The 16500-nt window shown below is 25.8% G+C and carries 11 protein-coding genes; all 11 read left to right on the forward strand.

Features of this window, described 5'->3' with window-relative positions; translation table 11 throughout:
* Positions 1–566 precede the first annotated feature (566 nt).
* The 11 genes from ACQPVP_RS02435 (at position 567) to ACQPVP_RS02485 (ending at position 16131) form a co-directional block, all read left to right on the forward strand.
* A complete protein-coding gene (locus ACQPVP_RS02435) occupies positions 567–1814 on the forward strand; it encodes a sigma factor-like helix-turn-helix DNA-binding protein (RefSeq protein ID WP_430846894.1) in 1248 nt (415 codons plus the stop codon).
* A gap of 154 nt (positions 1815–1968) precedes the next feature.
* Complete coding sequence (locus ACQPVP_RS02440; protein ID WP_430846896.1) at positions 1969–2409, forward strand: hypothetical protein; 441 nt, start codon at positions 1969–1971, stop codon at positions 2407–2409.
* A 216-nt stretch (positions 2410–2625) separates the two neighbouring features.
* The gene (locus tag ACQPVP_RS02445) at positions 2626–4089 is read left to right on the forward strand and encodes a type I restriction-modification system subunit M (RefSeq protein WP_430846898.1); all 1464 of its coding nucleotides are present in this window, start codon (positions 2626–2628) and stop codon (positions 4087–4089) included.
* Between the two features lie 2 nt (positions 4090–4091).
* Positions 4092–5240, forward strand: a complete 1149-nt coding sequence (locus tag ACQPVP_RS02450; protein ID WP_430846900.1) for a restriction endonuclease subunit S — start codon at positions 4092–4094, stop codon at positions 5238–5240.
* Positions 5241–5251: 11 nt separating this feature from the next.
* Positions 5252–5806 carry a hypothetical protein gene (locus tag ACQPVP_RS02455; RefSeq protein WP_430846902.1) on the forward strand — a complete coding sequence of 185 codons (555 nt, stop codon included), beginning with the start codon at positions 5252–5254 and terminating at the stop codon, positions 5804–5806.
* A gap of 44 nt (positions 5807–5850) precedes the next feature.
* Positions 5851–6183, forward strand: a complete 333-nt coding sequence (locus ACQPVP_RS02460) for a hypothetical protein (protein ID WP_430846904.1) — start codon at positions 5851–5853, stop codon at positions 6181–6183.
* Positions 6184–6202: 19 nt separating this feature from the next.
* On the forward strand, positions 6203–9547 hold the full coding sequence (locus tag ACQPVP_RS02465) for a DEAD/DEAH box helicase family protein (RefSeq protein WP_430846906.1): 3345 nt from the start codon (positions 6203–6205) through the stop codon (positions 9545–9547).
* Positions 9548–9668: 121 nt separating this feature from the next.
* On the forward strand, positions 9669–10556 hold the full coding sequence (locus ACQPVP_RS02470) for a GIY-YIG nuclease family protein (protein ID WP_430846908.1): 888 nt from the start codon (positions 9669–9671) through the stop codon (positions 10554–10556).
* A gap of 191 nt (positions 10557–10747) precedes the next feature.
* Positions 10748–13249: a hypothetical protein gene (locus ACQPVP_RS02475; RefSeq protein WP_430846910.1), complete on the forward strand. Its 2502-nt coding sequence runs from the start codon at positions 10748–10750 to the stop codon at positions 13247–13249.
* Positions 13250–14036: 787 nt separating this feature from the next.
* Positions 14037–15167, forward strand: coding sequence for a hypothetical protein (locus tag ACQPVP_RS02480; RefSeq protein ID WP_430846912.1), 1131 nt, complete (start codon positions 14037–14039; stop codon positions 15165–15167).
* Positions 15168–15396: 229 nt separating this feature from the next.
* Entirely contained in the window at positions 15397–16131 is a 735-nt protein-coding gene (locus ACQPVP_RS02485) for a hypothetical protein (RefSeq protein ID WP_430846914.1), read from the forward strand.
* Positions 16132–16500: the final 369 nt, after the last annotated feature.

A 16500-nucleotide genomic window follows, 5' to 3' on the forward strand; every position in this document is an offset into this window, starting at 1 on the left:
TAATCCGATTAAAGAATGAGTATTCCGAAGAAACTTTCACTGAGCATCTTTGATGAAGAGTTAAGGATTAGGATTAAATAAGGAGAAATAAATAAAATATAATAAGGCTTAAATGCTGATAAATAGAGGGCTGGGCAAGAAAATTGCTTAGCTCTTTTTTGGTATTCCATTAAATCTAACGCTTTTTAAAAGTTAAACTTTAAGAAGAATCCGATTAAAGTTTAATTAAGAAAGCGTTTATCAATACCACCATTTTTATGAGTTTTTCGCAGTCAAACTTTATTAGGAATTTTTTAAGAATGAGAGTATTAGTGGAGTGTAGGTGGGTGAGGAAAGTCGGACTTTAGTAGGAGAGTACATAGTAAGAGTGATTTTTTAAATCACTCAGAATTAAGGAGGGGTTAAATCCTATAAAAAGTGAGTTGCTCAGCGATAATTACTATTTATCATTAAAATAAATTTTTATTATCATAATAAATGTAAAATGGTGCATGTATTAAATTGAAATTCATGTAAAATAATGTATAATGAAATTGGAGATAAGTATTTAGAATGGTGGGAAAATAGTGTTTGAATCATTAAAAAATAGTATTAGTAAAATATTAAAATTAAATTTGAAAAATAAGAAGATGTTTGAAGAAATAGAAACAAGTCAAAATGTAGTTGATTTGAAATTTCAATATGAATATAAAGAAGAAAATAAGGAGATTATTATTGATTTTAAAAATATGACTCCTTATGAATTAGGAGAAAGTAATAAAAAAGAGGCTATAGGATATCTAAAAAAATATTTAGAGAATGGCACTCCAAATGAAAAGAGGTTGGCCGCATCAGCAGTGAGAAAATTATTCCCTTTATATAAAGAAGAGTGTTATTTACTAAAAGATATATTAATTAAAAATATTAATAGTGATAAACCACAGATTATAAATTACACACTAAAAACATTAATTAAATATGAAAATATTACGGAAAATGATTTTGCTTTTTTAAAAGAGAGATATTTATTAGAAGAAAAAAATTATAATTTAGAACTATTTGAAGAATTGTTTAGAAAGAATAATATATCTATTGAACTAAAAGAAAGAAATACTGAAGTGGTAATTAATAGGGAGGAAGTAGTTAAAATAACTGTAGAAAATAAAATAGTTAATGAAGAATTAGAAAAAAATAAATTTGAAATAAATACAATGATGGATAAATATAAGAATGCTTTAGAAGTGTTCAATATTGATAAATTGGATATTGAAGATATATTTAAAGGAAAGAAATATATAAAAGATGAAGAGACAATAAAATTTAAAACTGTTAAAAATTTTTATGATGAGATTATAGAGGAATTATTAAGGCGTGTAGCTAAAAATAGAAGAGAATATGATATCTTTATATTAAGATATCAAGGATATAAATTACAAGAAATAGGAGATAAATATGAAATAACAAGAGAAAGAGTTAGGCAATTAATTAATAAAACTATTAATAAGATTATTAATAGATATAAAAAAAGTAATGAAATTAATAGTATGGTGTTTAGAGAGTTTACAAAAAGAATAATTGGAGATGAAGAAGAAGTTAAAGTTTATAGAATGGCTATATTAATAGCTGAAGCATATGAAGATAAAAGTGGTATATATAATACAATAATGAGAGTGATTTTTGATGATAAAGAATTTATTAATCTTAGAAACGCAGTTAGAAAGTTTTATGATTTAAAAATAGAAAAAACAAAATTAGATTTAGAAGAACAAAAAATTAATTTGAGATTTGAAGAGAGAATATTAAATAAGGTAGTATGGCCAAAACGATTTATATAAGGTTACTCCTAAAAGAAATGTAAATTCAGATGGAGATGGTATTAGTGGGAAGTTTTATAGCCATAAAAATAATTATGAAATTGAATATGAATCAAATCTTGAATATAATGTTTTAACAATATTAGAAAAAAGTAATTTAGTGGAATACTATCAAGTGCAGCCATTAATTATAAATTATGGAGAAAAAAATGAAAGGAAGTATTATCCTGATATTATATGTAAATTAACTGATGGAAGGGGATTTTTAATAGAGGTAAAACCAATTTTCAATATGTTTGAATATAGAAATTTAGTTAAATATGATGCATTAAAGAACTATTGCATAAAAAATGGTTTAGGATATGTAATGTTAGATATGAATAAATCTATCGAAGAAGTTCTGGAAAAAGTAAATAGACTTAATAGCAATATTGAATTTGAAAATGAAATTTTGAAAAAGTTAGAAGTGGAAAAAAAGATAAAATGGAATCAATACTATGATATTAGTTATAAGTATAATATTGATAATTTAGATATGTATAAACTTATTATAAATAATAGATTATATTATAGCTCATCACCATTTATAATATCCTATGCTAATAATGATATATAGAAATTTAGAAATAAGGTTTTATTTTTATAAATGAAAGTACAAATTATAAATATAGAATTTAATTTTATAAATAAGAAAATTAACGGTGTAAAAGTTATATAGCATATAAAAGTTGATTGTATTATTTATATGCTGTAATTTATATGAATATTTATAAATAGAAAAAAGTCCTAATCCATAGTAAAATATAAGTATATAGTTTAGGAGGACATAAAAATGATTACAGGTGAATTAAAAAGCAAGGTAGATAAAATTTGGGAAACTTTTTGGACTGGAGGAATAACTAATCCATTAGAAGTAATAGAGCAGTTTACATATCTTTTATTTATTAAGGGATTAGATGAAATAGAAACAACAAAGGAAGCAGAAGCTTCAATTTTAGGTATAGATTTTAAAAGAACTTTTCCAGAGGATAAGAAACATTTAAGGTGGAGTAAGTTTTCTAATGAAGGAAGCCCAGAAAAAATGTATTTAATAGTTCAAAATGAGGTATTTCCTTTTATTAAAAATCTTGATGGAAATAATGAGTCAGCTTATGCAAAGTATATGGGAGATGCAATATTTAAAATTCCAACTCCACTCATGCTAAGTAAGATAGTTGAAGGGATTAAAAATATTAAATTTGATAAGGATAAAGATACAAAGGGAGATTTATATGAGTATCTATTATCTAAAGTGGCAACAGCAGGAACTAATGGTCAGTTTAGAACACCCAGACATATAATTGACATGATGGTTAATTTAATGAAGCCAACACCAGAAGATGTAATAGTTGACCCTGCTATGGGAAGTGCTGGGTTTTTAGTATCATCACAAGAGTATTTAAGAAAGAATCATAATGATTTATTTTTTGTTCAAGGCTTAAAGGAACACTTTAATAATAATATGTTCTATGGTTTTGATATGGATAGAACTATGCTTAGAATTGGTGCTATGAATATGATGCTTCATGGGGTTGATAATCCTAATATAGAATATAAGGACTCATTATCTGAAGTTAATACAGATAATGAAAAATTCACATTAGTATTAGCCAATCCTCCATTTAAGGGAAGTTTAGATTATGAAGCAGTATCAGCAGATATTTTAAAAATAACAAAAACAAAGAAAACAGAGCTTTTATTCTTAGCATTATTCCTAAGAATATTAAAAACAGGTGGAAGATGTGCATCTATAGTTCCAGATGGAGTTTTATTTGGATCAACAGGTGGACATAAATCAATAAGAAAAGAAATAGTAGATAACCATAAGCTTGAAGCTATAATATCAATGCCAAGTGGAGTGTTTAAGCCATATGCGGGGGTATCAACAGCCATTATGATATTCACTAAAACAGGAACAGGTGGAACAGATAAAGTATGGTTCTATGATATGAAAGCAGATGGATATTCCTTAGACGATAAAAGAAATCCAATTGAAGAAAATGACATTCAAGATATAATAGAAAGATTTAATAACTTAGATAAAGAAGTAGATAGAAAAAGAACAGAACAAAGCTTCTTTGTACCAGTAGAAGAAATAAGAGAAAATGGCTATGACTTATCTATAAATAAATACAAAGAAATGGAATATGAAGAAGTACAATATGATGCTCCAAGTGTTATTTTAGAAAGAATAAAGACTTTAGAAGAAGAAATAACTAAAGGCTTAGAAAAATTAGAAGGAATGCTTGAGGTGTAGTTATGAGACGAGAAAAGTTAGGCGATATTGCACGTTTTAGTCAAGGAGTACAAGTTGCCATTGATAAACAATATAGTTCTGTAAATAATAATTCAGTAAGATTTTTAAGGATAATTGACTATACTCAAAATAAGGATGAAATTAGATACATTGATAATCCAGGAGAAAAATATTTAGTTAATGATAGAGATGTTGTTATGATTAGATATGGTGATGCTGGTAGGGTTGTAAGAGGATATGTTGGAGCTATTGCAAATAATTTATTTAAAATTACCGTAGATGAAAATTTGATAATAAATGAGTATTTATATTATTATCTATCTCAAAAAATAGTATATAATAGATTAATTAATAATCAACAAAAAACAGGATTGCCTGCAGTAAATTTTAAAACGGTAAATGAGATTATCTGCATATTCCCAGAGGATATAGAGATTCAGAAGAAAATAGTGAATATTTTAGATAAAGCACAAGAATTAATTAATAAAAGAAAAGAACAAATAGAAGCATTAGATGAATTAGTAAAATCAAAATTTATCGAGATGTTTGGTGACCCTGTTTCAAATCCCATGAATTGGGAAAAGAAAAAATTAGCTGATGAATGCAATATAATTACAGGAAATACTCCTTCAAGAAAAGTTGAAGAGTATTATGGAGATTATATTGAGTGGATTAAATCAGATAATATAACAGATGCAGGAGTTTACTTAACTACTGCTCGAGAATATTTATCAGAAGAGGGTTTAAAAGTAGGAAGAAGTATAGAGAAAAATAGTATATTGATGACTTGTATTGCTGGTAGTATTAAGTGTATTGGAAATGTTGCAATAGCTAATAGAAGAGTTACATTTAATCAACAAATTAATGGGATTGAACCATTAAAAAATAATGTGTTTTTTATGTTACAGCAATTTAATTTATCCCAAAAGTATATACAAAGTACAATCAATATGTCATTGAAGGGGATATTAAGTAAAGGACAACTATCAGAGTTAGAGTTCATATTTCCACCAATTGATAAACAAAATGAATTTGCTGAATTCTTCAAACAAGTCGACAAATTGAAATTTGAATTGGAGAAGAGTTTGAAAGAGTTGGAAGATAACTTCAATTCATTAATGCAAAGAGCATTTAAAGGGGAATTATTTTAGTGAGGTTTACTGTGAATAATGAATTTAAAAAGATGGTTGATAATGATATAGAGGAAATAGATAGAGTTATTAATGAAGAAAAATATACTAATGAATTTTACAAAGGAATAATAGCTAAATATCATAATTATATACGAAATTTAGGGGATGGACTATATGGTTATAGTCAAACTGCTAAATTTTATTGTGATGAAGAAGGAGAAAGTTTAAAGCATAACTTAATAATATTGAAAGGCAAATTAAGTGCTTTTAAAGCTCATGGATATTCTAATAATGAGAAAGAGACTGGAACTAATATTACTTTTTCTAATAGCAATGTTAATCAAATAAGTATATCTGCTACATTTAATAATGTTAGAGAAAAGATAGAGGAAATGACTTCTTTAAGAGAACAAGAAATACAGGAAATATTAGAAAAAGTTAATGAATTAGAAAATATAATTAATTCTAAGGAAAGAAAAAGCAAGAAGTGGGAAAGTTGTAATAGTATTATTAAATGGATAGCAGACAAGGGTGTAGATGTAGGAATCTCTTTATTGCCTTTAATATTGCAAGGGTTTCAATAAAGTAATTAATAGATTTTAGTAGATAATAATAGGAGAATTTAATAATGAAAAAATTGAGAGATAATTTAAAAAAAGAAGAAATAGCTGGTAGCAAAGGTTATATGAAATGGTATAGAGCTTTTGATAATGAAGTAAGATTATTTATAAATGAAAGATGTTTAAATGCAAATAATGAAATATTAAATAAAATTTTTTGGAAAGAAAATAGAGCACTTATTTGTATTGGATCAACAGAATATAATGAAGACTTTTATGGAAAATTTAAGGACTATACTGTTAAGTTTTTTGTTAAAAGTGATGTAGGTGCTTTATACAGTGAATATGAAGTAAAAGAATGGTTTTTAGGAGAAGAGGCTATAGAAGTTATATTAAATTAAAAAGAGGGTGGAGACAGTATTGGGGAATTTTGATTTTTTAAAAGGGAAAAAGAATTTTGAAAGCTTTACTAATGCTTGTTTAGAAGCTGAAAAGAGTATATTAATTAGTCCAGCTACAACTGCAATTTTATCAAGAAGAGCTTTAGAATTAGCTGTTAAATGGTTATATACATTTGATTCAGATTTAGTTTTACCTTATCAAGATAATATTAGTTCTTTAATACATAGTAATAGTTTTATTGAACTTATAGATTATGAAATGTTACCTCAAATAAAGTACATTATACAGCTTGGTAATGTTGCAGTTCATACTAATAAAAGTGTGAAAAGAGGCGAAGCTATATTATCATTAAATAATCTTCACAAGTTTGTAAGTTGGATTGATTATTGTTATTCAGATGAATTTACAGCAGAAGAATTTGATGAAGATCTTTTAGATGTAGGTGAAGAAGTAAGAACAAGACCTGAAGAGTTAAAGGATTTATATGACAAGCTTAGTTCTAAAGATAAAAAGATTGAAGAAATAAGAAAGCAAAATGAAGATTTAATAAAGGAATTAACTGAAAGAAGAAAAGAAAATAAGTTAAATTACGATTTCAACATAGATGAAATAAGTGAATTTGAAACAAGAAAAAGATATATAGATGTTGAATTAAAGCTAGCTGGTTGGGATATAGGAAAAGATGTAATTGAAGAAGTTGAAGTTAAGGGAATGCCTAATAATGCAGAAAAAGGCTTTGTTGATTATGTTTTATATGGAGATAATGGTAAGCCTTTAGCAGTAGTAGAAGCAAAAAGAGTTTCTAAAGAAGCTGATGTAGGTAAACAACAAGCAAAATTATATGCTGATTGTTTAGAAAAGCAATATGGACAAAGACCAGTAATTTTTATTACTAATGGTTTTGAAACTTATATATATGATGATTATAATCAATATTCAGAAAGAAGAGTATATGGTTTTTATAAAAAGTCAGAGCTTCAATTAATGATAGATAGAATATATAGTAAAATTCCATTAAAGAATATAGATATAAAAGATGAAATATCAAATAGATATTATCAAAAGGAAGCAATAATTAATGTATGTGAAGCACTTGAAAATAGACAAAGAAAAATGCTTTTAGTATGTGCAACAGGGACAGGAAAAACAAGAACTGCTATTTCAATAGTAGATGTGCTTTCAAGACATAACTGGATAAAGAATGTATTGTTTTTAGCAGATAGAAAAGCTCTTGTGAAACAAGCAAAAAACAATTTTTCTAAGTTATTGCCTAATTTACCATTATGTAATCTTCTTGATAATAGAGATAATCCAGAAGAATCAAGAATGATATTTTCAACTTATCCAACTATGATGAATTCAATAGATGAAACTAAGAGTAAAAATGGTAATAGATTATTTACGCCAGGACATTTTGATTTAATTATTGTAGATGAAAGTCATAGATCTATTTATAAAAAGTTTAAAGCTATATTTGATTACTTTGACGCTTATTTAATAGGTCTTACAGCTACACCAAGAGATGAAATAGATAAAAATACTTATAGTGTATTTAACCTTGAAAGTGGTGTACCAACTTATGCATATGAATATGAAAAAGCTGTAGAAGATGGATTTTTAGTTGATTATACAACGATAGAAAATAAAACAGAGATTATGGAGTCGGGTATAAAATATGATGAGCTTTCTGAAGAAGAAAAAGAAGAATTTGAAGCAACCTTTGATGATGATGAAAATATAGATAAGGAAATAAGTAGTTCAGCAGTTAATGAGTGGTTATTTAATGCTAATACAATAGATTTAGTATTAAATAAATTAATGAATGAAGGATTAAGAATTGAAGGTAATGAAAAGCTTGGAAAGACTATAATATTTGCTAAAAATAGTAGACATGCAAAGGCTATAGTAGAAAGATTTAATACTATATATTCAGAGTATGGCAGTAATTTTGCTAAAGTAATAGATTATAATACAAATTATGTTGAAACCTTAATAGATGATTTTTCAGATAAAAATAAAATGCCTCAAATAGCAGTAAGTGTTGATATGCTTGATACAGGTATAGATATACCTGAAATTTTAAATCTTGTTTTCTTTAAGAAGGTAAGAAGTAAAACAAAGTTCTGGCAAATGATAGGTAGAGGAACAAGACTTTGCAAAGATTTATTAGGTTTAGGGCAAGATAAAGAAAAGTTCTTAATATTCGATTTCTGTAATAACTTTGAATTCTTTAGAGTAAATCCTAAAGGCTTTGAAGGTGGAAAAATAGAATCAATAACAGAAAAATTATTTAATGTTAAAGTTGAATTAATTAAAGAGCTACAAGATTTAAAATACTCTGATACTGAATATATAGACCTTAGAAAAGATTTAGTAGAAGAGCTTTTAAATAGTATAAAAGCATTAAATGAAGAAAATTTCTTAGTTAAAATGAATTTAAAATATGTTCAAAAATATAAAAATGAAAAAGAGTGGGAAGCTTTAAATACAGGTTCAGTTATTGAATTAAAAGATAATGTTGCAGGCTTAATAACTCCATTAAATGATGATGAACTAGCAAAAAGATTTGATTTAGTTATGTATAATATACAACTTGCTTATCTTCAAGGTAAAAATGCTACAAGAGGAATTAAGTCAGTTATAAATACAGCAGAACAATTATCAAAGCTTGGAACAATACCACAAATTCAAGAGCAAAAATATGTTATTGAAAAAGCTATGACAGAAAGCTTTTGGGAGAGTGCAGATATATTTGAAGTTGATGAAGTAAGAGAAGCATTAAGAGAGCTTATTAAATATCTAGAAAAGGATGGACGAATAATTTATTATACCAACTTTAAGGATTTAATAATAGCAGAAGAAAAAAATACTTCAATTTATAATGTTAATGACTTGAAAAACTATAGAAAAAAGGTTGAACATTATTTAAATGAGCATAAAAATGAAATGGCAATATATAAGCTTAGAAATAATAAAAAGCTAACTAAAGAAGATATAAAACATTTAGAAAGTATAATGTTTAGTGAACTAGGAAACCAATCAGATTACCAAAAGGAATTTGGTAATACACCAATAACAAAGCTTGTTAGGAATATGGTAGGTTTAGATAGAGAAGCTGCTAATGAAGCCTTTTCAGAGTTTTTAAATAATAAAAATCTAAACTCTAATCAAATACATTTTATTAAGCTAATAGTAGATTATGTAGTTAAAAATGGAATGATAGATGATAATAGAGTTTTAACAGAAGATCCCTTTAGAACTGTTGGAAACATAGTAGAACTATTTGAAAATAATATTGATGTTAGAAGTAAGTTATTAAGTGTTATTAAAGAAATAAAAGATAATGCAATAGAAGTAAGTTAAATGAATATGGTAAAAAACTGGGCCCCAGGGGAATTTCTCCTGGAGCCCAGTTTTATAAGTATAATATATTAAATGTTCGACTATACTATAATCAATATATTATGTTAAGTAGAGGTATTGAATGGGCAAGAAATTAGTAATGTATTTAATTAATGATAGTAATTATGGTCCAAAGACTATAGATATAGGAAATTGGAGTGGTAGAGGAATATATTCTCCAGTTTCTCATCTTGAGAATATGTTAGAAACTAGAGATGAATATAAGAGACCGGGAGTGTACTTTTTAAAGGCGCCATCTAATAATAGTAATTATAGTGAAAAAATTTATATTGGTGAAGGGGAAGATGTTAGTGCAAGGCTTAAAAAACACTTGGTAGATTCTAATAAAGAATTTGATGAGTGTATAGCATTTATTGGTAAAGATGAGATGTTAACAAAGGCACATATAAAGTATTTAGAAACAAAGTTAATACAATTAAGTCTAGAATATGGAAATGTAGAGGTCGAGAATATTCAGCAAAGTAATAAGCTTACATCATTACCAGAAGCTGATCAGAGTGATATGGATTATTTCTTAGAACAAATAAAAATAATATTACCAGCAGTAGAATTTAATTGTTTTAGGCCAAACACAATTTCAATAAATAAAATAAAAAATAAGGATTTAGTACAAAACAAAAATGAAGTTTATTATATTAAAAATAAGGGAATCAAAGCTACACTAATAATAAATGATGAAGGCTATGTAGTAAAAAAAGGTTCTGAATGTATAAAGGAAAATGTTAATTCACTTGCAATAGATAGGGTGAGATATAAAAATAAATTAATTGATTTAACTATATTAAAAAAACATAATAATATACTAATATTTAATAAAGATACTATTTTTAAAAGTAGTAGTCAAGCAGCATCTATTATATTAGGAGCACAAGTATCAGGAACTCAAATTTGGAAAGATAAATTTGGGGCTACATATAAGGAAAACATAGAGAAGAAGCTTGGAGAGTAGAATCGAAAAATTTTACTCTTTTTTGTTTGCATAAATTTAGAATTTAAAAAAAATAGATGCATATATTTTATGGTAAGAAAGAGAACTAAAGATAATAAATTAGTCAACAGTAAGAATGTAACCTAACAAACATTAGTTAATAAATAAAACAACTCAAATGATAGTAAATATATTTAGTTAGGGGAGTTATGATGACTAGTAAATTTTATAATGAAATAGTTAATTCAAAGAAAGAAAAAGAAGTAGAATTGGTTTATAAAAAGGGGATAAATACATATTTCCCCAAAAGTATAATAGAACATCCTTTTGAATGTGATGGATATATAGAATCAAATATTCAGTATGATAATGCAACTAAAGTTTTAAGATTAATTATGGAGTTCAAGTATGATGAAGATTTTAGTAGAGATATCCAGAAGGCAAAGGTTCTTATCCAGGTTATATATTATTTAAAGAAATTTAATACAGATATACACTATAGTATATTACCAGATATAATATTGGTTGGTGATAAAGATGAATGTTTTGTAATTCATACAAATACAATTATAAAATATTTGTATGAAGATATTGATTGGAGTATTGCACCATCCGAAGCAGCAAATAAAAATCCTAAAGTAGTTTTAAAAATAGCAAAAGATAGAGAAATAAATCCATTTATATTTAGAGTAGATAAAACATTCTCATTTAAAGATGTAGCTGATAAGATAAAAGAGTTAGCATTGAATATAAAGAGATTTGTTAAGATTACAGAAAATAATATACCATTAATTTATGACTATTTTATATGTAAAGTGATAGTTGATGTAAACAAATATAGTGTAAATGATTTAGTTTATGTTTTTATTAGTTTAATGGTTTCACCAGAAGATTGTTACCCTCACCCAAATAAAAGAAATATATTAGTTTTATCTAATAAGAGAGAAATAAAAATAGATGGAAGAGCATATAGAGCATTTATAGAGCATTTTGATAAGCGTTATACATCAAGAGAAAAAGATGTGTTTACTGAAATTTCGGATAGGTTGATAGATGATACAAAGCGTAGATTCAATGGTGAATTTTATACACCAACTATATGGGCAGATGAAGCACATAATATGATATCGAAAGAATTTGGTGAAAATTGGAGGGAAGAATATGTTGTTTGGGACTGTGCATGGGGAACAGGTAACTTAACTAGAGATTATGAGTTTAAGGAATTATACTGTTCAACAATTAATGAAAGTGATTTAAGAATAGGAGATAGATATAATATTAATTCAATAAAATTTCAATATGACTTTTTAAATGATGATATTGAATTAATACAAGGGGCTGAGTTGCTAGAAGAAGTATATAAATTACCTAAAGAACTATTAAAAAGTATAAAAAGTAATAAGCCTATAATATTTTTTATTAATCCACCATATGCAACAGCAAATAATGCAGGTACAAAGATAGGTGATCATAAAGAGGGGGTTGCGAAGACAAAGGTCAATGAGTTAATGAAAAATGATGAAATGGGAGAATCTTCACAACAATTAATAACTCAGTTCTTATATAGGATATTAAAATTTAAAGAAGTATATAATTTGAATAACATAAATATATGTATATATTCTAATCCGATATATATGTCAGGAAGTTCTTACAAGGGATTTAGAAAAAATTTTTTTAAGAATTTTAACTTTAAAAGTGGAATGTTATTTAAAGCAAGCTATTTTTCAGGGGTAAAAGAGTCGTGGGGTATAAGTTTTTCAATTTGGAAAAGTGGAGAATCAAATAATATTACTGAGTTTAAGCATACTATAAAAGATTTAATAAATGGGCAAATAATTGGTATAGGAACTAAAATTATTTACAATTTAGACTTAGAAAAATCATTTTCAGATTGGATAAAAGAAGATGTTATAAAGAATAATACTAAAGATGCTCCACAGTTGAGTAGTGCAATAAATGTAAAGCAGAAGGGTAGAGGAAGAATTGTAGATGGTGCATTGGGATATTATGTAAACGTGAGCAATAATGTTTATAAAAATAAATCGGATGTGTTTTTATTATCAAGTACAGCTTCAACAGCAAATGGAATATCAATAACTAAAGAAAATTATATGAAAGTAGTTTCCAATTTTGCAGCTAGAAAATTAGTAACTGGTAAAGAATATACATGGATAAATCAAAAAGATGAATATATTAAGCCTAATTTAGATAATGAGTTATATGAGGAATGGAATAACGATGCAATAATTTATTCAATATTTAATACATCATCAAATCAAAGCTCTTTGAGAAAAATAGAGTATAAGAATAGAATACATAACATAAAGAATGAATTTTTCTTTATGGGTATAGATGAGATGAGAGAGTTAGCAGTTAAGTACGACAATGATTATATTTATAATGATATTAGAAATTTTGGAGGGGATAGGTATACTTTTACTTTAGTGAGGGAAACTAATTTTTCAAAAGAGGCGACTGATGTTTTAGATAAAGCAAAGGAGATAGTAGAAAAAAGCTTCGAATATAGAAAATTATTTAATGAGGATAACCCTAAATATAATATTAACACATGGGATGCTGGGTGGTATCAAATAAAAGGTATTCTAAAGGAATTTATGAAAGAAGATTTAGCTAATTTTAATGAGTTATATAAAAAATTAGTGGATAAAATGAAGCCAATGGTATATAAATTGAAAATGTTAAAATTATAACTTGAGATAATGGAAATTATATTATTCAAAGTTAAATCTGAAATAAAGCTACTTGGAAAGAAAATTTAAATATTATTAGTACAAGTATTTTAAAGTAAGTGTTTTTAATTAGAGAGACCTAAACTTAATTATATAAAGAGGAATAGTCAATGGTACACATGTACCAAAGTATCTATTCCTATTTTTATTTTATTTTGAATATTACCAGTTAGACTAATGCTTCTAAAAAGCTTTTAGCGTTGAGTGGGGAAAATAAGCTTTCAATTAAAAAATAATACTAGGTTTTTCAATCAATATTATAAAATGCAATTACATGTATGTTGTATAATAGATGAATTGAAAATAACAAGAAAAATATTGAGGATGATAGTAGTATGATGAGAAAGACTTTTTCGCTAACTAATAATCTAAAAAAGTAGGATTAGGATAATATTAATAAAGCAATACTAGAGTGATACTTTCAGGTAAAGGAGATAGGTATTTCAGTAAGAAGATTTATAAGATTAAAAGGTGATATAAAAGACTATTTTTATCACCTTTAATTTATATTAATTGGAATATTATTCAAAAAATATTTTATGAAGATAATAATGATTGAATATAAGTTTAGGTACAGTAGTTAGTTTTGTTTTTACACAAAACTAACTACTGTACCTCTATTTTAAATTTAAATATATGATTAATGGCTTATGCTAGAATATGGTATAATAGGGAATGGAAAGTAGTTAAAAGATAAGGCATTGTACATGGAGTATAAGTACACTTAATAAATCTGGGGGTATGAGAAATGAGTAAAGAGTTATTAACAAATAAAGAGGAAGAAATAATAAGCTTTAAAGATGAAGTTAGCTTTTTAGATCCTAGAAGTAAAAAAGAGTTTTTAACTGTTATGAAAGTTGAAAATGAAGAAATTAACAATAAAAAGTGTATAGGTAGTCTTGCTAAGGTAAATATGTTTATGCAACAATTACCTTTAGCAGTAAGCATAGAACAAAGTGAAATTATTAGCAATTCATATAAAATTGTTTTCCCAGAAGGTGCATCAGGAACTTTAATGAAGTATAAAAATGGAATGCTAGGAACTCCGCTTATTGGAGATAATGGAAAGATATCTGCTCATGCTGGATTAGTATCTGTTGATAATATATCACTAACTCCATTAATGATATTCTCAGCAATGTCTGCAATTACAGGACAGTATTTTATGGCTAGAATTGATGAGGGATTAGAAACAATTACAAAAAATGTTAAAGAGATTATTGGTATAATTTATGATGAAAAAGAATCAGATAACTTTTCAGCATATAATTTTTGTGAATATGTAAAGAGTAATATGCAATTAATACTTGGAAATGAAGTATTAAAATTATCCACTTTAACTAATTTACAAGCAACAAATAATAAAATGTGTTCAAATATATTATTTTATTCTAAGAGCATAGATAGAAAGAGTAATGATATAGTTAATATACCTAATAAAAAGTTAAGTACTACAGATAAGAGATTATCAGAAATGGATGAACTATCAAAAATTGTTTTTGGATTAATAAGACAACAGCAGTTAAGTTTTGAATTGCTATGTATTGGAAAAGTATATGAAATACAAGTTGCAGAAATGTATGATGAAGAATATTACAAAAATATAATTGCAGAACTTGAGAGAGTTGGAAATATAGTAGATTCAGATGTTAAGATGCTTATAGATAAGTGTGAAGAAACATTATTAGAAATTATAAAAAAAGCTATAAAGGGAGATGATGCAGTAAGTCAATTTAAGAAGGCTATGCAAGACTATAAAAACAAACAATTAGAATTTGAAAAAATTAAAAATAATTTTATTGAAAATATTATTTCATTTAAAGATGAAAATATTAAAGCTAAAGAGTTTGTAGTTGTTGATGATTTAATATATGCTTAGAAAAAGTAATAGTAGATGATATAGTAAGATATGAATGTTAAACTATAATAATTATTGGAGATATACACTATCATTAGTAGAATATCTCCAATATTTTTTTATTAAATTTGTTTAGTTTGAAAAAATTATTAATAGATAAATTTGTATGCAATTTATATATTAAGGGTGAATAAGATTAATAATGATTAATAAGTTTATTATAGTATAGATATAATGAAGGGGAAGATTTATGATTGCAGAGTTGCATGGGAAAATTAGTAGCAGAGGAACAAATTTAAGAGAAACTTCAGAAGATAATTTAACTGGTAATATCTTTGGTGCATTAAGATATATTCCATTTAGTAAGGGCATTCAAAAAATATTATTAGAAATAATTGATAAAAGTAACTTTAATAATTATGAAGCAGAAGAGTGGGCAGAAAAAATTGAGTTTTGGCCTTATCATAAAGATGGAGAGTTAGATTTAATTATTGATCTTAATTTAGTTACTATTGGTATAGAAGTTAAATATAATAGTGGTTTATCATCAGAAGATGATGTAATAAAAGACTATGAAAGTGAAGAGCCAAGTAAAAATCAGTTATCTAGAGAATCAATGATTATTAAAGAGTTAGCAATAGAAAAAAATAAGAAACCAATTTTACTTTTTATTGCTAGGAAAAATGAAGGCAAAGAAATAGTAGATAACGTAAAGAAGAGAAATATTATAGAAAATGGTGTAATATTTGAGTTTATTTCTTGGGAAGAAATATGTTCTATAATAGAAGAATTATATAAAAGTTCTAAGTTAAACTATTTTGAAAAAGTAGTAATTGATGATATTTATAAACTTTTAGCTAAAAAAGGCTTTGATAGCTTTAAAAGTTTTAAGAGTAATATTAGTAGTAGTATAATAGATAAAAATGAATATTTCGTATTTAAAGAGAATAAAAAATATAATTGTATATCAAAGGAGAGAAGATAAAGAACTGGAAAATAAATGAAGAAATGGACCACTATATGTACTAGAATTAAATTTTGAAGAAGCACCATCATATTATTTATCCAAATTTGAATATGAAAATATAAAAAGTTGGCGAAGTGGAATATCACCTTCAGATTGGTGGGCTTTTTATTTTCCAACAGATATTAAGGATAATAGGATTGAGTTTAGTAAATTAGAGAACATTTATACTGTAGGTGTACCTAAGGATTCGTACAAGAAAACTTACTGGGGGCTTAAAAGAACAGTGTTTAAAAGTAAAAATTTATTAGACTTGAATAGTGATAATGTTAATATTAATATTTTTCAAGAATTTAATAATCTAAAAGATAAATAATACTATACGGTGGT

This window comes from Clostridium nigeriense, from assembly GCF_050585265.1.
GTDB classification, from domain to species: Bacteria; Bacillota; Clostridia; order Clostridiales; family Clostridiaceae; genus Clostridium; species Clostridium nigeriense_B.

What these genes read in the sequence shown, in the direction of transcription:
- ACQPVP_RS02475 (WP_430846910.1), top strand. Translation starts at nt 10,748, where the DNA reads ATGACTAGTAAATTTTATAATGAAATAGTTAATTCAAAGAAAGAAAAA.
- ACQPVP_RS02460 (WP_430846904.1), top strand. Translation starts at nt 5,851, where the DNA reads ATGAAAAAATTGAGAGATAATTTAAAAAAAGAAGAAATAGCTGGTAGC.
- ACQPVP_RS02445 (WP_430846898.1), top strand. Translation starts at nt 2,626, where the DNA reads ATGATTACAGGTGAATTAAAAAGCAAGGTAGATAAAATTTGGGAAACT.
- ACQPVP_RS02450 (WP_430846900.1), top strand. Translation starts at nt 4,092, where the DNA reads ATGAGACGAGAAAAGTTAGGCGATATTGCACGTTTTAGTCAAGGAGTA.
- ACQPVP_RS02470 (WP_430846908.1), top strand. Translation starts at nt 9,669, where the DNA reads ATGGGCAAGAAATTAGTAATGTATTTAATTAATGATAGTAATTATGGT.
- ACQPVP_RS02480 (WP_430846912.1), top strand. Translation starts at nt 14,037, where the DNA reads ATGAGTAAAGAGTTATTAACAAATAAAGAGGAAGAAATAATAAGCTTT.
- ACQPVP_RS02485 (WP_430846914.1), top strand. Translation starts at nt 15,397, where the DNA reads ATGATTGCAGAGTTGCATGGGAAAATTAGTAGCAGAGGAACAAATTTA.